At 63.1% G+C, this 20,004-nt stretch carries 18 protein-coding genes; 12 read left to right on the plus strand and 6 right to left on the minus strand.

The annotated features are described in order from the left end of the window. The first annotated feature begins 11 nt into the window (after window positions 1-11). From OJ996_RS19655 to OJ996_RS19670, 4 genes are all read left to right on the plus strand, one after another. Window positions 12-809 (plus strand): sulfotransferase family protein, encoded by a 798-nt coding sequence (locus OJ996_RS19655; RefSeq protein ID WP_264515371.1) that lies wholly within the window; start codon window positions 12-14, stop codon window positions 807-809. A gap of 70 nt (window positions 810-879) precedes the next feature. Next, complete coding sequence (locus OJ996_RS19660; protein WP_264515372.1) at window positions 880-2,397, plus strand: MBOAT family O-acyltransferase; 1,518 nt, start codon at window positions 880-882, stop codon at window positions 2,395-2,397. A gap of 9 nt (window positions 2,398-2,406) precedes the next feature. Continuing rightward, a complete protein-coding gene (locus tag OJ996_RS19665) occupies window positions 2,407-3,966 on the plus strand; it encodes an MBOAT family O-acyltransferase (protein WP_264515373.1) in 1,560 nt (519 codons plus the stop codon). Window positions 3,967-3,970: 4 nt separating this feature from the next. Next, window positions 3,971-5,260 carry a hypothetical protein gene (locus tag OJ996_RS19670; protein WP_264515374.1) on the plus strand — a complete coding sequence of 430 codons (1,290 nt, stop codon included), beginning with the start codon at window positions 3,971-3,973 and terminating at the stop codon, window positions 5,258-5,260. Between the two features lie 53 nt (window positions 5,261-5,313). Here OJ996_RS19670 and OJ996_RS19675 read toward each other — a convergent pair whose 3' ends face one another. Next, window positions 5,314-7,194, minus strand: coding sequence for an ABC transporter ATP-binding protein (locus OJ996_RS19675; protein ID WP_264515375.1), 1,881 nt, complete (start codon window positions 7,192-7,194; stop codon window positions 5,314-5,316). Between the two features lie 190 nt (window positions 7,195-7,384). Between OJ996_RS19675 and OJ996_RS19680 the strand changes: the two genes are divergently transcribed. The 8 genes from OJ996_RS19680 (at window position 7,385) to OJ996_RS19715 (ending at window position 15,367) form a co-directional block, all read left to right on the plus strand. Then, window positions 7,385-8,809, plus strand: coding sequence for a DUF2130 domain-containing protein (locus tag OJ996_RS19680; RefSeq protein WP_264515376.1), 1,425 nt, complete (start codon window positions 7,385-7,387; stop codon window positions 8,807-8,809). Between the two features lie 60 nt (window positions 8,810-8,869). Further along, entirely contained in the window at window positions 8,870-9,265 is a 396-nt protein-coding gene (locus OJ996_RS19685; protein ID WP_264515377.1) for a DUF2721 domain-containing protein, read from the plus strand. 17 nt (window positions 9,266-9,282) lie between these two features. Further along, complete coding sequence (gene xseA / locus OJ996_RS19690) at window positions 9,283-10,647, plus strand: exodeoxyribonuclease VII large subunit (RefSeq protein ID WP_264515378.1); 1,365 nt, start codon at window positions 9,283-9,285, stop codon at window positions 10,645-10,647. Between the two features lie 114 nt (window positions 10,648-10,761). Continuing rightward, the gene (gene sucC, locus OJ996_RS19695; protein WP_264515379.1) at window positions 10,762-11,943 is read left to right on the plus strand and encodes an ADP-forming succinate--CoA ligase subunit beta; all 1,182 of its coding nucleotides are present in this window, start codon (window positions 10,762-10,764) and stop codon (window positions 11,941-11,943) included. Window positions 11,944-11,964: 21 nt separating this feature from the next. After that, window positions 11,965-12,366, plus strand: coding sequence for a VOC family protein (locus tag OJ996_RS19700; RefSeq protein ID WP_264515380.1), 402 nt, complete (start codon window positions 11,965-11,967; stop codon window positions 12,364-12,366). Window positions 12,367-12,378: 12 nt separating this feature from the next. Next, a complete protein-coding gene (locus OJ996_RS19705; protein ID WP_264515381.1) occupies window positions 12,379-12,747 on the plus strand; it encodes a VOC family protein in 369 nt (122 codons plus the stop codon). A gap of 48 nt (window positions 12,748-12,795) precedes the next feature. Then, on the plus strand, window positions 12,796-13,692 hold the full coding sequence (gene sucD, locus OJ996_RS19710; protein WP_264515382.1) for a succinate--CoA ligase subunit alpha: 897 nt from the start codon (window positions 12,796-12,798) through the stop codon (window positions 13,690-13,692). A gap of 181 nt (window positions 13,693-13,873) precedes the next feature. Beyond that, complete coding sequence (locus OJ996_RS19715; protein WP_264515383.1) at window positions 13,874-15,367, plus strand: malate:quinone oxidoreductase; 1,494 nt, start codon at window positions 13,874-13,876, stop codon at window positions 15,365-15,367. On the opposite strand, the gene OJ996_RS19720 is transcribed toward OJ996_RS19715, so the two are convergent. The 5 genes from OJ996_RS19720 to OJ996_RS19740 are packed head-to-tail and all read right to left on the minus strand — an operon-like array spanning window position 15,364 to window position 19,349. Next, entirely contained in the window at window positions 15,364-15,930 is a 567-nt protein-coding gene (locus tag OJ996_RS19720; RefSeq protein WP_264515384.1) for a DUF1802 family protein, read from the minus strand. The two genes, OJ996_RS19715 and OJ996_RS19720, sit on opposite strands and share 4 nt — an antisense overlap. Before the next feature lie 52 nt (window positions 15,931-15,982). Continuing rightward, a complete protein-coding gene (locus tag OJ996_RS19725) occupies window positions 15,983-17,866 on the minus strand; it encodes a prolyl oligopeptidase family serine peptidase (RefSeq protein WP_264515385.1) in 1,884 nt (627 codons plus the stop codon). 11 nt (window positions 17,867-17,877) lie between these two features. Next, window positions 17,878-18,258 carry a YraN family protein gene (locus tag OJ996_RS19730; protein ID WP_264515386.1) on the minus strand — a complete coding sequence of 127 codons (381 nt, stop codon included), beginning with the start codon at window positions 18,256-18,258 and terminating at the stop codon, window positions 17,878-17,880. Next, the gene (gene rnhB / locus OJ996_RS19735) at window positions 18,245-18,868 is read right to left on the minus strand and encodes a ribonuclease HII (protein WP_264515387.1); all 624 of its coding nucleotides are present in this window, start codon (window positions 18,866-18,868) and stop codon (window positions 18,245-18,247) included. Before rnhB ends, OJ996_RS19730 begins: the two co-directional genes overlap by 14 nt. Before the next feature lie 7 nt (window positions 18,869-18,875). Then, window positions 18,876-19,349: a CAP domain-containing protein gene (locus OJ996_RS19740; protein WP_264515388.1), complete on the minus strand. Its 474-nt coding sequence runs from the start codon at window positions 19,347-19,349 to the stop codon at window positions 18,876-18,878. Window positions 19,350-20,004 lie beyond the last annotated feature (655 nt).

Raw genomic sequence — 20,004 nt, forward strand, 5'->3', positions numbered from 1 at the left:
CCCCTTTTTCCATGATCGAGCATCAAATGGTATTCATCGGCGGCCTGCATCGCAGCGGGACCTCGCTGGTGCATGAGATCCTGCGCGGCAGCCCGGAGGCCGCGGGCTTCATCAAGACCGGATACCCTCAGGACGAAGGACAATTCCTACAAACCGTCTATCCCCGCGCCAGCGTTTACGGCGGGCCCGGACGCTTCGGCTTCGACAAGGCCTCGCACATGGACGAGGGCCACCCGCTCTGCACGCCGGAAAATGCGGACAAGCTCTTCCAAGAGTGGTCCAAGCACTGGGACATGTCGCGCAAGTTCCTGCTGGAGAAGTCCCCGCCGAACATCGTGCGGCTGCGCTACTTCCAAGGACTTTACCCGGGCTCGAAGTTCATCGTGATCCTGCGCCACCCGCTGGCCGTCTCCTACGCCACGCGGAAGTGGAGCAAGACCAGCATCCCCGACCTGCTGGAGCACTCGATCCTGTGTTACGAGCGCTTCCTCAGCGACATGAGCCACCTCAAGCACCTCGCCGTCTTCCGCTACGAGGAGTTCGTGCAGCATCCTGAGGAGACCCTCGCGGAAATTACGGACTGGCTCGGCATGCAGCGCGTATCCCTCAAGCACGAGGTGCGGGCCGACGTAAACGGAGCCTACTTCAAGACCTACCGGGAGGAACGCGGCTCCTTCCTGAACAAGTTCAAGCCCTCCTTCGCGAACATGCCGGAGAAGTTCGAAGCCCGCGCCAACTCCCTCGGCTACAGCATCGAGGACCCGGAGAAGCTCGTGAGCGTCCCTTGGCTTGGCCTGCACGGCGGCTGACCCGCCACCGACCCATTCACTCTCGACAAAAAGAGCCCCGGATTGGAAAAACCCGGCCCCGGCGAACGGCATGCTTTTCAACTCCTACACCTACCTCCTGCTCTTCCTGCCGTTGGTGGCGCTGGGGTTCCACCTTCTCCGGAACAGCAAGCTGAGGCTCGCGCTGGGCTGGCTGGTGGTCACCTCGCTGGTCTTCTACGGGGTCTGGAATCCGGACCCGACCCAGCCATGGAGTCCGAAATACGTGCTGATGATCCTGGCATCATGCACGTTCAACTATTTCCTAGGGAAGAGGTTATCCGCACTGAAGCACTCCCGCCCCGGGAAGCTGCTGCTGGGCTTCGGGGTCGGGGCGAACTTGCTGGCGCTGGGCTACTTCAAGTATGCGGGCTTCTTGGCGGGGATCTCCCAGGACCTCATGGGCTGGCCCGCGGTGGTGCCGCAGATCGTGCTGCCGCTCGCGATCTCCTTCTTCACCTTCCTGCAGATCGCCTACCTGGTGGATGCGTGGCGCGGGGAGACAGAGGAGTATCACTTCACGGACTACCTGCTTTTCGTGACTTTCTTCCCGCACCTGATCGCGGGCCCGCTGATCCACCACCGGGAGATGATGCCCCAGTTCGCGCGGAACAAGAACCGCGGGCTGCGCTCGAACGACATGTCAGTAGGCATCACCCTGCTGGCGCTCGGTCTTTTCAAGAAGGTGGTGGTGGCGGACTACCTCGCCCGCACCGCTTCCCCGATTTTCGATCTGGCCGCCGGGGAGGGCCGGGACCCGACCATGGCGGAGGCCTGGGCCGGAGCCCTTTCCTACAGCCTCCAGCTCTACTTCGATTTCTCCGGCTATTCGGACATGGCTCTCGGCTCGGCGCGGATCTTCGGCATCCGCTTCCCGCTGAACTTCCACTCGCCCTACAAGGCGACCTCAATCGTGGACTTCTGGCGGCGCTGGCACATCACCCTGTCCCGCTTCCTGCGCGACTACCTCTACATCCCTCTGGGCGGCAACCGGAAGGGGCCCTCCCGGCGCTACGTGAACCTCTTCGTCACCATGCTGCTGGGCGGCCTGTGGCACGGCGCGGGCTGGACCTTCATCGTCTGGGGCGCCCTGCACGGTGCCCTGCTTTGCCTGAACCACGCGTGGTTCGGCCTGCGCAAGAAGCTCTCGATTGGCGCGATTCCGAAGCCGCTGGCGATCGGGATGACCTTTTTCGCCATCATGATCGGCTGGGTGTTCTTCCGCGCGCACGACTTCCACTCGGCCAAGACCATGCTCGCCGCGATGTTCGGCTTCGAGGGCTGGAGCGCGTGGCCGCCGGACTCGATGATGGTGGTGAAGGAGGACCGCGCGTGGAAGCCGATCATCGGCGGCCTGCTGCTGTGCTGGTTCTTCCCGAACACGCAGCAATTCATGAAGCGCTACCTGCCGGCGCTGGGGATGAAGGAGTTCAAGGATCTCCGCCCCGGCCCTCACCGCTGGTGGCACTGGCGGCCCACCATTCCTTGGGCCATTTTCACCCTCGCGATCCTCTACGGGGTGGGGCGTGAGTTCGACAAGGTGAGCGAGTTCATCTACTTCCAGTTCTAACGGCAGCGTATGCTTTTCAACAGCTACACCTTCCTCGTTCTCTTCCTGCCGCTCACGCTGGTGGTCTTCCAGCTCCTGCGCCGCGGCAACCAGCGCATGGCCATGGGCTGGCTGGTGGCGATGAGCCTGCTCTACTACGGCTGGTGGAACCCGGACCCGAGCAAGCCGTGGACGCCCTTCTACCTGATCCTGATCTGCACCTCCTGCATGATCAATTTCTGGATCGGCAGGTTCCTCGCCGCGCACACCTTCACGCCGAAGGGGCGGCTAATCCTGGGACTGGGCTTAACGGCCAACCTCGGGGTGCTCTTTTACTACAAGTACATCGGCCTCTTCGAGCGGACGATGGAGGCGCTCACCCTCGGGAAGTTCTCGATCCCCGATGTGGTCCTGCCGCTGGGTTTGTCCTTCTTCACCTTCCAGAAGATCGCCTTTCTGGTGGATGCCTACCGGGGCAAGACCAGCAAGTATAACTTCCTGGACTTCCTGCTCTTCGTCACCTTCTTCCCGCAACTGATCGCGGGGCCGATCGTGCACCACAACGAGATCATGCCGCAGATCCAGCGGACGGTCTCCCCTTCCCGCCGTTCGGTGGACTTGTCGGTGGGGATCAGCCTCTTCGCGATGGGCCTCTTCAAGAAGGTGGTGATCGCGGATAACCTCGCGATGGTGGCCAACCCGCTCTTCGGTGCGGTGGCCGCTGCGGGAGGGCGCGACCTGACCATGCTGGAGGCGTGGGCCGCGGCGATCTCCTACTCCCTGCAGCTTTACTTCGATTTCTCCGGTTACTCGGACATGGCGATCGGCGCGGCGCGGATGTTCGGCATCAAGCTTCCGGTGAACTTCCACTCGCCCTACAAGGCGACCTCAATCGTGGACTTCTGGCGGCGCTGGCACATCACGCTGTCCCGCTTCCTGCGCGACTACGTTTACTTCTCGCTGGGCGGCAACCGCAAGGGACCCATCCTGCGCTATTCGAACCTATTGATCACGATGCTGCTGGGTGGCCTGTGGCACGGTGCCGGCTGGACCTACATCCTCTGGGGCGGCATGCACGGTCTCTTCCTCTGCGTGAACCACGCTTGGTTCGCCCTGCGCAAGAAGCTCTCGATCCCGGCGCTGCCGAAGCCGCTGGCGATCTTCCTGACCTTCGTGGTGGTCGTCGCCGCCTGGGTGCCGTTCCGCGCCGGTGCCTTCGAGCTCGCGGCGAATGGATCGGCGCAGGAAGCCCTGCGCGCCACCAAGTCCATCCTCGCCTCGATGTTCGGTCTGAACGGCTTCGAAGGCTGGCCGAATGCGGCGGCCTCCGAAGTGAAGTTCAGTTGGGCGATGCGCGCGATGTCCTGCGTGCTGATCGTCTGGCTGATGCCGAATTCCCAGCAGGTTATGCGCCGCTACTTCCCGTCCATCGGCCTGCGCGGCCTGCTGGCGAAGACAAGCATGCCGGGCCCGCGACGCTTCTGGCAGTGGCGGCCCACCTGGCAGTGGACCGTCTTCACCGTGATCCTCGTCATGGGCTCCATCTACGAATTCGACAAGGTGAGCGAGTTCATTTACTTCCAATTCTGATCTCATGCCCGGACTGCGTCCAAAGCCCTTCCGGAAGTTCAACCGCGTGGTCCTCGGGATCGCGGGGGGGATCCTCGTCGTCTTCACGACCTTCAACACTTGGATCAACCCGCTGTGGGTCACACCCACGCCGTGGACCAACGAGAAGTTCGCGGAGTACCGCCCGATTTACCGCCAGCAGCGCACCGGCAAGGCGGGCATCGCCCGCTCGGTGCCGTGGAAAGTCGGCTTCTTCGGATCCTCGCGCGCGGACATCGCCTTCGATCCCATGCTGCCGCAGTGGGAGGGCAAACCGGCGGTGAACCTCGCGGTGAGCGCGGGCACCCTCCCGGAGACGGCGGGTATCCTGCGCTACACGGTGGAGCACTGCCCGCTGGAAGTCGCGGTGGTGGGTATCGACCTGGGCGATCTGAGCGGCCCGGGCAGCGGTATTCGCACCACCGGCTACATGGAGTCCCCCTTCAACCCGAAGGGCGAGGCGGTCGAACGCGAACTGCGCTATGTGGCGGGGGTCTCAACCTTCGAAAGCGCGATGAAAACGCTGGGCTATTGGAACGATCGGGATAAGCCGGATTTCGTTCTGCCGGAATACACGCCGCAGGGCCACCGCCTGCGTCACCAAGACAAGGACCGGGTGGCGGCAGGGATGCGCCGCGATGCGATCCCGCACGCGATGAAGGGTTCACGCCGCCGCCTGACCATCGCCGAGCGAAACGGCGGCACGATCCCGGCCGATCCCGAGAAGATCCGGCTGACGAAGCAGATCCTGGAGGACTGCAAGACTCACAAGGTCGCGCTCAAGATCGTCATCCCGCCGAACCACTCGACCTACATCAGCGTCTATCACTACTCGGGCGATCCTGACCCCGCCTTCTATACCGACCGCAGCACTCTGGTGAAGCTCGTAGAGGAATCGAATGCCGCTCACCCCGAAGCTCCCCTCGCGGAGATCTGGGACTTCAACGATTTCCACGAACTGAACTGCGAGCCGCTGCCGACCACGAACGAGGGCCGCATGCACTGGTGGCTGGATGGCACCCATGCCCGCAAGGCGCTGGGCGATGTGATGCTTGCCCGCATGATGGGCTGGCCCACCGAAGGCCCCGCCGCCGACTACGGCATGAAGCTTACCGCCGCCAACCTCCAGCAGCGGGTCGACGGCCTGAAGGCGGACTACCACGAGTTCCAGAAGCGCCACCCGGACCAGTTCCAGTGGATGCTGGACGGGATCAACAGCTACAAATCCAGCGGCCGGGAGAATGAGAAGGCCCCGGAAGGGGCGCAGGAGTTTTAAGAAGCTCTTCTCCGAGACCGCGGCCTGATCTTTCTTGAAGGACGAGCGGCAGCTTAGTGCCGCTGCATCTCCAGCAAGGCACGGAACATGTCGTGCTTGGCTTCCAGTTCTTGGAAGGTGCCGTCGCCGACGATCTTGCCGTGCTCGAAAACGAGGATGCGGTCCGCGATGCGGATGGTGCTGAAGCGATGCGCGATGATGAAGGTGGTGCGACCTTTGGTGAGGTTCGCGAGTTCCTCCTGGATGCGGGCCTCGGCACCGGCATCGAGCGCTGAGGTGGCTTCGTCGAGGATCAGCACCGGGGCATTCTTGAGAAAGGCGCGGGCGATCGAGATGCGTTGCTTCTGGCCGCCGGAAAGCTGCGCGCCACGCTCGCCGACCTGGGTGTCGTAGCCCTGCGGCAGACCGACGATGAAGTCGTGCGCGTGTGCCTGACGGGCAGCCTCCTTCACCTCGTCTTCGGTGGCATTCATGCGGCCGAGCCGGATGTTCTCGTAGATGGTCCCGGCGAAGAGAACGGCCTCCTGCGGCACGATCGTGATGTGATCGCGCAGGTCCTTCAAGCGCAGGTCGCTGACAGGGGTGCCGTCCAGCTTGATTGTGCCCGAGGTCGGGTCGTAGAAGCGGGGGATCAGGCTCGCGAAGGTGGTCTTTCCCGCGCCCGACGGGCCGACCAGGGCCACGACCTGACCGGCTGGGACATCCAGGGTCATGTTGTGCAGCGCGGGATTGTCGCCGTAAGAGAACTCGACCGACTCGAAAGTGACCCGGCCCTTCACGGCACCGAGGTGCACGGGATTCGGCGGATCGGTCACGCCCTCCTCCGCCTTCAGGATCACCTCCAAGCGGTCGAGCGAAGCCTCGCCCTGCTTCATGCGGTTGTGGATTTCCCCGAGCTTCTTCATCGGGTCGTAGCACATGTAGAGTGCCGTAACCACGCCCATGAAGCGCTCCAGCGAGAGCCCCTTTGAAGCGCCGTAGCCAAGCGCGAAGGCCACCACCGCGGCCGCAACCATCTCGATGATCGGCGGCGTGAGGTAGCGATACTTGATCACCTTCAGGTGAAACTTGGTCCAGCGGGCGATGCCATCGAGGAAACGCATGCCCATCATCTCTTCCAAGTTGAAGGCGCGGATCTCGCGGGTGGCACCGAGCGTCTCGGCGAGGATCGCCGAGTTGTCGCCGGACTCGCGCTGCATGTGAGCCGCCTTCCGCATCAGGCGCTTGCCGAGGAAGCGGATCGGCACCACCACCACCGGGATGCTGAGAAGACAGATCAGCAGGAAGAAGGAGTCGCGGTTCTCCACGCTATCCGTGACCAGGAAAGCCAGCGCCCCGATCAGCGTGAAGGGCTGTTTGATCAGGTCGTTCGAGATGGTGGTGACCACACCTTGGAGCATGTTCGAATCCGAGATCACCCGGCTGATCAGGTCCCCGGTCTTGCGTCCGCTAAAGAAGCCGAGCGGCAGCCGCTGGAGCTTCACGAAGACCGATTGCTGGATCTCCCGGAGCACGTGCAGGCCCGCCGCCGTGATCCAATAGACGTTCAGGAAGCCCGCTAGCCCCCGGATCAAGGCAGCCAGGGGGATCACCGCGCAGGCCGCGATCAGGATCGCGCGCGGTGCGTTCTCGGGGCCGACCTTGTCGGCGAAGTAGCCGCGCAGCTTCTCGGTCTGCCGGTAGGTCGTCATCTCGTCCTCGAAGGCCGAGTTCAAAAGCTTGTCCGCCTGCTCCGGGCCCAAGTCCTGGGCAATGGTCTCCCTCACTTCCATCACCTTCTCCTGCTTCCCGAAGATCACCGGGAAGACGGTCTTCACCATCAGCGGGAATCCGAAACCGCTGGCCACCGCGAAAACGATGCCAGCTGCGACACCCGACAGGAAGATGCTGCGCACCCCGGCGAGGTATCGGAAGTAAGGGTAGAATTTCTTCATCCGTGGGCGCGGAGGTTCCCTCCACAGGGACCCGGGAGCAAGCCCGGAACTATCCGCGCCGCGAGCGAAAAAGCTTGCCATGCATGTCGCGGAGAACCTTCGCCCGAGGCGCTTTCGCGCGAGGAGACGATGGAATCAACCCTTGGCATGACCTCGCGCCGGTGCGAGAACCGATCCGGAGTTGGTAGTCATGAATGAAATCAAATGCCCGCACTGTGGAAAAGCCTTCAAGATCGACGAGGCGGGATACTCGGACATCGTGAAGCAGGTTCGCGACGGCGAGTTCGAGCAGCAACTTCACGAGCGGCTTGAGCTGGCCGAGCAGGACAAGCGCAACGCCATCGAACTGGCTACGACCAAGCTCTCCAGTGAATTGCGACAGGCGGCCGCGGCCAAGGACACCGAGATCCAAGACCTGAAGGCCAAGCTGGAAGCTGGTGAACTAACGCGGAAGCTCTCTGTGAGCGAAGCACTCAGCGGCGTGGAGAAGGAACGCGATGCTCTCGCGAACCAGCTCAGGCAGGCGAAGTTCGACCAGCAAGCCGCTTCCGAGTTGGCTAAGGCAAATCTCCTAAACGAGCTGCAGAAGGCTGCGGCGCAGAAGGATTCGGAGGTTCAGGACCTGAAAGCCAAACTCGCCGCGGCAGAGATCGCGAAGAAGCTCGCTCTCACCGAGGCGGTCGGCGCCATCGAGAAAGAGCGGGACGAACTGAAAGGTGGCCTGGAACGGGCGGCACTGGAGAAGCAACTCGCCGAGAAGTCTCTCAAGGACAAATACGAGACCCAGATCAAGGATCGCGACGACGCGATCGAACGGCTGCGGGACATGAAGGCCCGGCTCTCGACCAAGATGGTCGGCGAGACGCTGGAGCAGCACTGCGAGACCGAGTTCAACCGCATCCGTGCAACGGCGTTCCCGAAGGCCTACTTCGAGAAGGACAACGATGCGCGGACCGGCAGCAAGGGCGACTACATCTTCCGCGACTCGGACGAAACCGGCACGGAGATCATCTCGATCATGTTCGAGATGAAGAACGAGAACGACCGGACCGCGACCAAGAACAAGAACGAGGATTTCCTGAAGGAGCTCGACAAGGACCGCACCGCGAAGGGCTGCGAGTACGCGATCCTGGTCTCGCTACTGGAGTCCGACAGCGAGCTCTACAACACCGGGATCGTCGATGTGTTCCATCGCCACCCGAAGATGTATGTGATCCGCCCGCAGTTCTTCATCCCGATGATCACGCTGCTGCGGAATGCGGCGATGAACTCAGTGAAATACAAGTCGGAGCTCGCCCTCGTGAAGGCGCAGAACATCGATATCACGAATTTCGAGAACCAGTTGGAGGCCTTCAAAACCGCTTTCGCGAGGAACTACGATCTCGCTTCCGGACACTTCCAGAAGGCGATCGACGAGATCGACAAGTCAATCCTCCACCTGCAAAAAACCAAGGATGCCTTGCTCGGTGCAGACCGGAACCTGCGCCTTGCGAACGATAAGGCCCAGGACGTGACGATCAAGCGGCTGACAAAGGGCAACCCGACGATGGCGGAGAAGTTCGCCGAGCTGAAGAAAACCGACCCCGCGCCGCCCTCCGACTTGCCGCTGCTGTGACTTCGAGCGCTTCGCCGTCCGGCGATTGCCTCTCCCCCTTCAGCCGCTACACTCCCCCTCGTGACACTCGAAGTCTCCACGCCCGCACTGCTTTTCCCCGCGATCAGCCTGCTCTTCCTCTCCTTCACCAACCGTTTCCTCCATCTCTCCGCGCTGATCCGCCAGCTTCACAAGGACTGGCTGCAGGCAGGTGACGCGCTGCTGCGCGCCCAGATCGACAACCTGCGTCGCCGCCTCACCCTGATCCGGATGATGCAGCTCTTCGGCGCCATCAGCCTCTTCCTCTGTGTCGGTTCGATGATTGCGGTGATCGGGAATCTGCAGGTGATCGCCGTGCCCACCTTCACGGTGGCCCTTCTCCTCATGGGATGCTCGCTGGCCTGCCTCTGCTGGGAGGTCTGGATCTCCGGCGGCGCATTGAGGATTATGCTCAATGCGGTTGAGAAAGAAGGCTGACCCGTCATTATAGCGTCGTGGACGACCTCTTCGCCCCCAAACCCGCTCCAGCGCCCAAGGCGCTCTCCGTGACGCAACTGGTGCGACGGATGAAGAATCTGTTAGAAGTGGAGCTGGGCGAGGTGTGGGTGGAGGGCGAGGTCTCGAACCTGAAAAAGCAAGCCAGCGGCCACTGGTATTTCTCGCTCAAGGACGAGGGGGCACAGATCCAGTGCGCCATGTTCGGCGCGCGCAAGCGCCCGGGTGCCGAGGTCATGGAGGACGGCGTGAAGGTCCGCGCCTTCGCCGAGCCCAGCGTCTATGAGGCACGCGGCCAGCTCCAGATCATCGTCCAACGTGTCGAACGAGCCGGAGTCGGAGAGCTACAGGCGAAGTTCGAAGCGCTCAAACGGAAGCTGCAGGCCGAGGGCCTCTTCGATGCTGCGCGCAAGAAGCCCCTACCCTCTTTTCCGAGAACCGTGGGAATCGTGACCTCGGACACCGGGGCGGCGATCCGCGATATCCTCAATATCCTGGAGCGCCGCGCTCCTTGGGTGCAGCCGGTCCTTTATCCCGTCCGGGTCCAAGGGCGTGGAGCGGAAGTCGAGATTGCCCGGGCCATCGAGCGCATGGGAAATCCCGAGCGCTACGGAATCCCTCGCTGCGAAGTATTGATCGTCGGCCGTGGCGGGGGCTCGATCGAGGATCTCTGGAACTTCAACGAGGAGATCGTTGCCCGCGCCATCGCCGCCTGCCCCGTCCCGATCATCTCCGCGGTCGGTCACGAGATCGACTTCACCATCGCGGACTTCGTTGCGGATCTCCGGGCCCCCACCCCGAGTGCCGCCGCGGAGCTCGCCGTGCCGGATGGCGACGAACTGAGAAACCGCCTCGCACTCCTCAAGCGCCGCCTCTCCCGCCGCTCCGTCGAGCGTATCGAGCGTCTCGGCATCGCTTTGGAAAACCTCCGGCGCGGAGTCCTCTCGCGCGGCGGCGAGCGACTGCTGCGTGAGCCGAGCATGCGGGTGGATTCCGCCCGCGCCCGCATGGCCTCCGCCGTCGCCACCGAACTGCGCGACCGCAAGCAGACTCTCAAGGAGCTGGGCCGAACCCTCGCCGCCCATCATCCGGCGCGGCAGGTCCAGTTGCGTCTCGATCATCTCGCCCGTACCAAGGATCAACTTGATCGGGCCGCCCGCCGCCGCCTTGATACGCTGGAAGAGCGCCTGAAACGCCTCCGCTCCCTGCTCCGCACCCTCGGCCCGGAATCCGCCTTCGAACGCGGCTTCTCCATCGCCATGGACGAGTATGGCCGCATCATCCGCTCGAAAGCCGACGTGGCTCCGGGGGATCTAATCCGCACCAAGGTGAAGGACGGCGAGATCCGGAGCGAGGTGCGCTGAGGATCAGATTCGGCAGGGAATGCGTGTGATTCTGTCACAAACGGTTCTCGTCTGGCCTTTTCCTTGACCCCTCCGGTCGGTCCCTTAGCGTCGCCGCGATTTTCCGACGGCCCCATGAACATCCACGAATACCAGGCGAAGGAGCTTTTCGACCGATTCCAAGTCCCGAGCCCGAAGGGCAAGGTGGCATCCACCCCTGAGGAAGCGGCCGCCGCAGCCCAGGAATTCGCCGGAGCCAAACTGGTGATCAAAGCCCAGGTGCATGCCGGTGGCCGTGGCAAAGGCCACTTCACCAACGGCTTCAAGGGTGGCGTCCACCTCATCGAATCTCCCGAGCAAGCCGCGGAATTCGCCGGCAAGATGCTCAACGAGACCCTCGTGACCATCCAGACCGGCGAGGCCGGCAAGCTGGTGCGCAAGGTGATGATCGCGGAAGCCGTGGACATCACCCACGAATACTACCTCGCGATCCTGATGGACCGTGCCACCTGTCGCCCGGTGATCGTCGCGTCCACGGAAGGCGGCATGAGCATCGAAGACGTGGCTCACGACACCCCGGAGAAGATCATCCGCCAGTTCGTGCACCCGCTGCTCGGCCTGCAGGGTTACGAGATCCGCAAGCTCTCCGCCGCGCTTGGTCTCTCCGGCGACATCGCGAAGCAGTTCGGCAAGCTGCTCTCAAACCTCTACAAGCTCTTCGTCTCCCTCGATTGCTCGATGCTGGAGATCAACCCGCTGGTCACCACCCCGGATGGCCGCGTGCTCGCGCTCGATGCCAAGTTCGGCTTCGATGACAACGCGCTCTACCGCCACCCGGAGATTGTTGCCATGCGCGACAAGGAGGAGGAAGACCCGCGCGAAGTCGCCGCTTCCGAATACGAGCTCAACTACATCGGCCTCGACGGCAACATCGCCTGTCTGGTGAACGGCGCAGGTCTGGCGATGGCCACCATGGACATCATCAAGCACTACGGCGGCGAGCCAGCCAACTTCCTCGATGTGGGCGGTGGCGCCTCCAAGGAGCAGGTCACCGCAGCCTTCAAGATCATCTTGGGCGACCCGAATGTGAAGGGCATCCTGATCAACATCTTCGGCGGCATCATGGACTGCAACGTGATCGCCGAGGGCGTGATCGCCGCAGCCAAGGAAACCGGCCTGCCGATCCCTCTCGTGGTCCGCCTCGAAGGCAACAATGTCGAGAAGGGCAAGGCCACGCTCGACGCCAGCGGCTTGGATATCGTCTCCGCGGACACGATGGCAGACGGCGCGCAGAAGATCGTGGCAGCCGTCGCCTGACGCGCTTACCGGTATCCTGCTATGAATAAAATCGGCATCAAAGAAGCAGGTTTCACGGGATATCCGGCCCTCGATATCGAGGAGACGCGCAAGTTTTACGGCGAGATCTTCGGCCTGAAAGAGGGCCGGGTCTTCGAATACGAGGGAAAAGCCGGCTGGGTGGAATTCGAGATTCCCGGCGGCCACACCCTCGCCATTGCCCAAGCCAACGAGCAATGGCAGCCGAATGCCGGTGGCGGCGGTCTCGCCTTCGAACTCGAAGATTTGGACGTTGCGGTGGAGAAGCTGAAGGCTGCGGGAGTGAAGATTCTCCTGCCGCCCCAAGATCACCCGATTTGCCGCATGGCGCTGATTTCCGATCCCAGCGGCAATACCGTGGCCCTTCACCAGAAGAAGCCGAACCACCCCGAGTGTCAGCACTGATCCCCTACGATCATGAAAGTCATCGAGATCGCATTCTCCTGTTACCCCGTCACCGACATGGCTCGCTCCATTGCCTTCTATGAGGGCGTGCTCGGCCTGACCAAGACCATGGACCACGAGATGGAAGATGGCAGCGGTCACTGGGTCGAGTTCGACATCGGCGCCGGCACACTCGGCCTCGGCAAGACACCGGGCTGGGAGCCCAGCCCGCAGGGCTGCACCGTGGGCTTGGAAGTCGAAGACTTCGACACCGCCGTGGCGAAGATCAAAGACGCCGGTGCCACCATCACCATGGGCCCGCTCGAAACCCCGGTCTGCCACATGCTCATGATCTCGGATCCCGACGGCAGCCCGCTCATCATTCACAAGCGCAAGGGCTGAAGCCCCACCATTCCCCTTTCCCACCGACCACTTCCCCATAGTTCCGCCATGGCCATCCTCGTTGACGAAAATACCAAGCTCCTCGTGCAGGGCATCACCGGCAGCTTCGGCGCCAAACACGCCTCGCTGTCCCTCGCCTATGGAACCAAGCTCGTGGCCGGTGTGACCCCGGGCAAAGGCGGCCAGAAGTTCGAGGATGTGGTGCCGATCTTCGACACCGTGGCTCAGGCCGTGAATGAAACCGGCGCAACAGCGTCCGCGATCTTCGTGCCGCCGCCCTTCGCTGCCGATGCGATCCTCGAGGCCGTGGATGCCGGTGTGGAGCTGGTCGTGGCGATCACCGAAGGCATCCCGGTAATGGACATGATGCGCGTGAAGGAAGCGATCAAGGGCTCCAAGTCCCGCCTGATCGGCCCGAACTGCCCCGGCTTGGTGACTCCCGGTCGCGGCGAAAAGTCTCACGGCGGCTGCCGCATCGGCATCACCCCGAGCCAGATCTGCAAGCGCGGCAATGTCGGCGTGGTTTCCCGCTCCGGCACCCTCACCTACGAGGCCGTGTTCCAACTCACCCAGCTCGGCTACGGCCAGAGCACGCTCGTCGGCATCGGCGGCGACCCGATCAATGGCACCAGCCACCTCGACGTGCTGCAGATGTTCAACGAGGACCCCGAGACCGAAGCGATCATCATGATCGGTGAGATCGGCGGCACCGCGGAAGTGGAAGCCGCTCGCTGGGCCAAGGAGAACTGCAAGAAGCCGATCGCCGGTTTCATCGCCGGTGCCACCGCTCCTCCGGGACGCCGCATGGGCCACGCCGGTGCGATCGTCGGCGGTGAGGAAGACACGGCGCAGGCCAAGAAGCGCATCCTCGCCGAGTGCGGCATCGCCGTCTCCGAAACCCCGAGCGACATGGCCAAGACCCTGCTCGAGCGCTGGGGCAAGTAAGCTCAAGCTTTTCGAAAAGGGCGCGACCGTCACGGTCGCGCCCTTTTTCGTGCCGGCTCCCCGGCTTCCATGAACCCGGCGAATGCCATTGGCGAAGGATTGCCATAAAATGGCGCAGCGCGGCGCATGACAGGGGTTGCAAGCCGGGTCCGCTGTCGTTATCGCGGCGCTTCGGATCCCCATGAAACGCGTAGACACTTTCGCCGAGCCCGATGTCGTGCTGATCGGCGGCGGCATCATGAGCGCCACCCTCGGCGTGCTGCTGCATCAGCTCGACCCCAGCCTGAAGATCCAAATCGTGGAGGCCTTGGCGGAGGTCGCGAAGGAAAGCTCGAACCCTTGGAACAACGCCGGCACCGGTCACGCCGCGCTCTGCGAGTTGAACTACACGAAGGAGAACGCCGATGGCTCCGTGGACATCTCGAAGGCACTTGAGATCAACGAAGCCTTCGAGCTCTCCAAGCAGTTCTGGGCCTGGCTCGTCGCGCAGGGCCTGCTGCCCGATCCGGGCGAGTTCATCACCCGCGTCCCGCACATGAGCTTCGTGCACGGCAAGGCCGATCAAGCCTTCCTGCGCCGCCGTTACGAAACCATGAGCCGCCACCATTTCTTCGCGGAAATGGAATACAGCGAGGATCGCAAAATCATCGGCAAGTGGGCGCCTCTCCTCCTCGATGGCCGCAAGGGCAAGGAACCTCTCGCCGCTACCCGCGCCGAAGGCGGCACCGACGTCAACTTCGGCGCCCTCACCCAGAGCCTGGTCGATTACCTCGCCTCCCGCGAGGTCGTGAAGATCGCCACTCACCACCCGGTACGCGACATCAAGCGCAAGCGCGACGGCCGCTGGGAACTCACGGTGCGGAACATGGAGAAAGACATCAACCGCACCATCACCGCGCCCTTCGTTTTCGTCGGTGCCGGCGGCGCTTCCCTCCCCCTTCTCCAGAAGTCGAAGATCGAGGAAGGCAAGGGCTTCGGCGGCTTCCCCGTCAGCGGCCAGTTCCTCGTCTGCGACAACCCCGCCGTGGTGAAGCGCCACCATGCAAAGGTCTATGGCAAGGCTGCCGTCGGCGCGCCGCCCATGTCCGTGCCCCACCTCGACACCCGCGTGATCGATGGCAAGGAGACCCTGCTCTTCGGCCCCTTCGCCGGCTTCTCTCCGAAGTTCCTCAAGTCCGGCTCGCTCTTCGACCTTCCCGGTTCTGTCCGTCTCTCGAACATCGTGCCGATGCTCGCGGTGGGTAAGGACAACCTCGACCTGACCCGCTACCTCATCGAGCAAGTCATGCAGAGCCCCGAGGATCGCCTCGATGCTCTCAAGGAATTTTTCCCCGCCGCCGAACTCGACGACTGGCGCCTCCTGACCGCCGGCCAACGCGTCCAGATCATCAAGCAGGACGCGAACAAGGGCGGGGTGCTCCAGTTCGGCACCGAGATCGTCGCCGCTGCGGATGGTTCCATCGCCGCGCTGCTGGGTGCATCCCCCGGCGCCTCCACCGCCGTGGACGTCATGCTCGATATCATCGGCAAATGCTTCGCCAAGCGTCTGCCGGAATGGAAGACCCGCCTGCAAGAAATGGTGCCCTCCTACGGCAAGAGCCTGAAGGAAGATGCCAAGCTCTATCAGAAGGTTCGCTCGGACGCCGACCGCGTCCTCGGCCTCCAGGAAGCTTAATTTCCCAGCATCTCCTCCAGCTTCGCGAAGAGCGTCGAGAACTCGTCATCCCCGGTCACCGGCACCGCTCCCGCGCGCGTGCCTTCCGGCGGCTCGGGCAGCTTCACCCAGCTACGGCATCCGCCGTACTTCGCCTCGTAGGGAAACTCCCACGGCGCCGCCAGCGACTCCACGCGCACCAGCGCCACGTGGATGCTCCCGCTCGCCATCCCCTTCCCTTCCCAATCGAAGCGCTGCCGGATCGTCTCCTCCGTCCAGATGTGGTAGGGCTCCAGCGCCGCCACCTGTTCCCAGTCCGTCAAAGTCTTCGCCCAAAGGGCCTCGCAGTAATGCGTGATCCGGATCGTCTCGCCGATCGTCCACTCCGGCTTCGCCACCACCTCACCCTCGCGCACGAACTGGTCCTGATTGTGGAAGCGTGTGGGGAACAAAAAGAACGACTCCTCCGCGAAGGAGAATCCGGCGCGGCCTTCATGGATGCCGCCTTTGCGCAGGATGATCGATTGCCGACCGCTCGCCAGCGCATCGCATACCACCTGCCACTCCTTGAAGCCGTTCGCCATGGCTTGGCGTAACGCCGGATGGCCCCGCCCTCAATGGCAATTTCTCGCCCCCTTACTTCAGCAGCTTGTCGAAGAAAGGCAGCGCCGCCTTGTAGATCGCTTCATGTCCCGCCGCCGTCGGATGCTGCCCGTCGGCGGTGTCAAACTTCACCGCGCCCAGGTCGATGAGATGCACGCCTGCATCCTTGTTGCCATCCACATAGCTCTTCACCGCCCCGCTCACTTCATTCCGCGCACGACCGGATACCGGCACCATCACCACGATCTTCGTCTGCGGGGAAGTCCGCTCCCGCAGCTTGCCGAGCGCTGCCACCACCGTTTCGGACTTCGGCGCGCCGTTCTCCCCTAGATTCACCAGCACCACCTGCGGGCACGGCACCAGCCTGCCATCCGTCAGTCGCGAGCTGGTGCTCGTAATCCGGTCGACCAGACCCGCCACATCCGGATTGTTCCCGCCACCGCCACCCCACGCATAGCCGCCGAAGGCCAACCGCGATTCACGATAGCCATAGTGCTTCGCCAGCAGATACCCGTAGCTCGCCCGCGCATCGTCGGAGGCCGCCCACTGGTCATCCGCCGGACGCCCTTGGTCCTTCGCATACGCCGCACCGTCGCCGGATAGGATCGAGTCCCCCAGATTCAGCCACAGCGGAGCCACGGGTGGAACCGTAACCCGACACCCCGCGGCCACCGTGAATCCCGTGATGCTCACCGCATTCACCGGCACCTCGCCGTGGAAGCGATCTTCAAAAGGAGAGAGCCCCTTGATGTAGAAATCGATCACCGGATTCGCCACCCCATCCGCCAGCACGATCTCGCGCTCGCCCGCCGCCAACTGATGAGTCTGCAGCTCCCCCTTGTTCACCGACCACGCCAGAATCGGAAACCGCGCCGATGCCGGGTAGTTCAGGCGGCTCGTATCCACATTCAGCACCACCCGCTTCGTCCCCACGAAGGCCAGCTTGAAATCCGCCCCGCACACCGGCGAGTGAATCCCCTCCGCCGTGCGAATCCAGTTCAGCGGCGAGATCCCCGCCAGCACCTGCGGATCCGTCGCCGCCACCACCTTGGAACTCGCGGCCGTCTTCACCTTCATCATCCCCAGCCCATCCAGCCACTTCAGGGATGCCGCCTGCCACGCATCCCAGGATGGCCCCTTGTAACCGTTCAGCCCATGACCGCCGTCCGGCAGTTCCAGATACTCCACCGCCACCCGATGCTTCTTTAGCGCCGCCGCGAAGAGTTCGCTATTCCGCGGCACCACCGCCGTGTCGTCCTTCGCATGCGCTAGGAAGGTCGGTGGCGTCTGCGCCGTCACCCGCTGATCGCTTGAGAACTCCTCCATCAGCTCCTTCGATGGCTCCGGCCCCAGCAGATTTGTGCGCGAGCCCCCATGGGTCAGCTCGGTCATCGTGATCACCGGATACACCAGGATCGCAAAATCCGGCCGCGAGCCGAAGCGCTCCACCGGATCCTTATCACCCGCCTTCCCGCCGTCGAATCGCGTTGCCGCCGTCGACGCCAAGTGCCCGCCCGCCGAGAACCCGATGATCCCCAGCCGCTCCGGGTCGATCTGCCACTCCTTCGCATGCGATCTCGCCAGCCGGATCGCCCGCTGCGCATCCAGCAGCGGTACCATCCGCTTCCCCTGCGGCAGCCGATACTCCAGCACCAGCCCGGTGATCCCCTGCGTGTTCAGCCAGCGCGCGATGCCGTGGCCCTCGCCCTCCGTCACCAAGGCCCCATAGCCACCACCCGGACAGATGATCGCCGCTGCCCCGTTCGGCTTCTCCGCACGATGCAGCGTCAGGGTCGTCGTCGCCGGTGTGCTTCCTCCTTCCCCGTCCGGAGCCTCGTTCCCCGGCCATACCGGGATGCGCTCGGGTTCTGCGGAGACAAGGCCGGCCAGAGCCAGCAGGAGAAGCAGCGCTTTCATGTTCCCGGCCACTAGAACGCATTCTCCACCCGGTGCACCAGCGGCTTCTCGCCTTCCGTTAGAATCACCTCGATCACATCGAAGCGCCACGGCAGGTCGCGCCGGCCCAGCATCCGCAGCCATTCGTTCGCCCCGCGCTCGATCAGCCGCTGCTTGTCCGGATTCACCGCATCCAGCGGTCGCCCCATGCCGCCGGCCCGCCGCGTCTTCACCTCCGTGAAAAGCAGCAGCTTTCCCTGCCGCGCCACGATATCCACCTCCCCGCCGCGCGGCGCCTTGAAGTTCCGGTAAAGCACCTTCGCCCCCTGCGCCCGCAGCCAGGCCTTCGCGATTCTCTCGCCCCGCCGTCCGATCTCCGCCGAGCCCACTCCATTTCCGTCAGAGCCCCTCAAGCGGCAGCGCCAATTGAGCGACGGGCTGAAACGAGCGACGATGAATGCGGCAAGGCCCATGGCGTTGAAGCGCTTCGAGGTGCCTCGGAGTACCATAGCCCATGTGGCTCTCAAAGCCGTAATCGGGGAATTCCGCCGCCATCTCCAGCATCAGCCGGTCGCGGGATACCTTCGCCAGCACGCTCGCCGCCGCGATCGACATCGACTTCGAGTCGCCCTTCACCACCCCGTCGTGGGACCAGGGGAAGCCCGGCACCCGCAGCCCGTCGATCAGACAGTGCTGGATCTCGAGCGCCAGCCCCTGCACCGCCCGGATCATCGCCTGGTGGGTCGCCTTCAGGATGTTGATCCGGTCGATTTCCTCCACCTCGGCATAGGCCACGCACCAGTGCACGCGCTCGTCCGCGGTGATCTTCGCGTACAGCCCCTCCCGCACTTTCGCGGTCAGCTTCTTGGAATCATCCAGACCCTTGCAGCGCCAGCGCGGCGGCAGGATCACCGCGGCGGCCGATACCGGCCCTGCCAGCGGACCCCGCCCGGCTTCATCCACACCCGCGATCACCAAAAGGCCGCGGGCGCGGAGAGAAGCTTCGAGCGAGAAGTCGGGCATCGCGCCCTTAGAACTGCCTCATCCGGTGACTCATTGTCATGTGGGAATTGTCCTCGTTCGCGAAAATCTGGGTCGCGAAGACGGTGCCGTCGGAATCCACAGACACACCGATGCCGGTCACATCCCACTGGCCCTTCATGTTCTTCATGTGGCCGGTGGAGTTTTTCCACGCGTTCACCAGCACCGGCACCGCGTTGTTGCCTTGGCGCGAGCAGGTCGCAATGTTCTCGGCCACTTCGCCCATGCTCATCATCCGCTGGGCCATCATCGCACGCTCTTCGAAGCCGAAGTGCGTCAGGCTACCGCCCGAGGATTTCCCCCGGCTCGCCCGCATGTAGTCGCTGTGCTGCTGCGCCATCTTGTCGAGACCGGCGTGGCGGCGGACTTCCTTCCGACCCATGGAGCTCCGGAAGGAATTGACGTGGGCATGAATGGATCCCGCCAGGGTTCCATCGCCTTTCGAGACAGGTTGGGACGACATCGGTACAGTCGTCGTTGTTAGCTGGGGACCGCACGATGCGAGCAGCATCGACACGGCCAAGCCTCCCCAGGCGAGGCTAGGTGTGTTTTTCATGTTTGGGACAGCTCCGCCCGGATAGCAAAATTCCCGCCAATGCTAAAGGAAATTTTAAAATCCAGCCCGGTTACCGACTACTGTGCCTAAAATTTCCCTATAATCAAACTTTCCGCGCCCAACCGTGGGTCGGGGATCTACGCATAACTATCTCCCATAACTTACCCTTCTTAAGGGAGGTTCTTTGCACTTGTTTGATTGAATCAAGGAGAGCTAACACCGCGAACGCACCCTTTTTATAAAGGGTCACCGCCAACAGTTGGTCCCCCACCCAAACCGCCAAGATCTCGCTAGCTACCGATTGGGGTAATCGCTAGCCCACTGAGCTACTCTAAAGCCCCAAAGGGGCGACAAGGAGAAAGCCCAGGGTAAGGAGCACCGCGACGTAACCTGATCTTTCCTCGAAAGTGAGGACACGGGAAGTAGGGTAACTTTCCAGAACCGATGAATCCGAAAGATCCGCTGCGCCCCATCTCCAATCCGGCCAAGCGCAGGCAATACGACGAACAATTCAAGCGCGACGCCGTCGCCTTGCTCGAGACCGGCCGCAGTGCCACCCAGC

The sequence above is a fragment of the Luteolibacter rhizosphaerae genome, assembly GCF_025950095.1.
In the GTDB taxonomy this organism is placed as follows: Bacteria; Verrucomicrobiota; Verrucomicrobiia; order Verrucomicrobiales; family Akkermansiaceae; genus Haloferula; species Haloferula rhizosphaerae.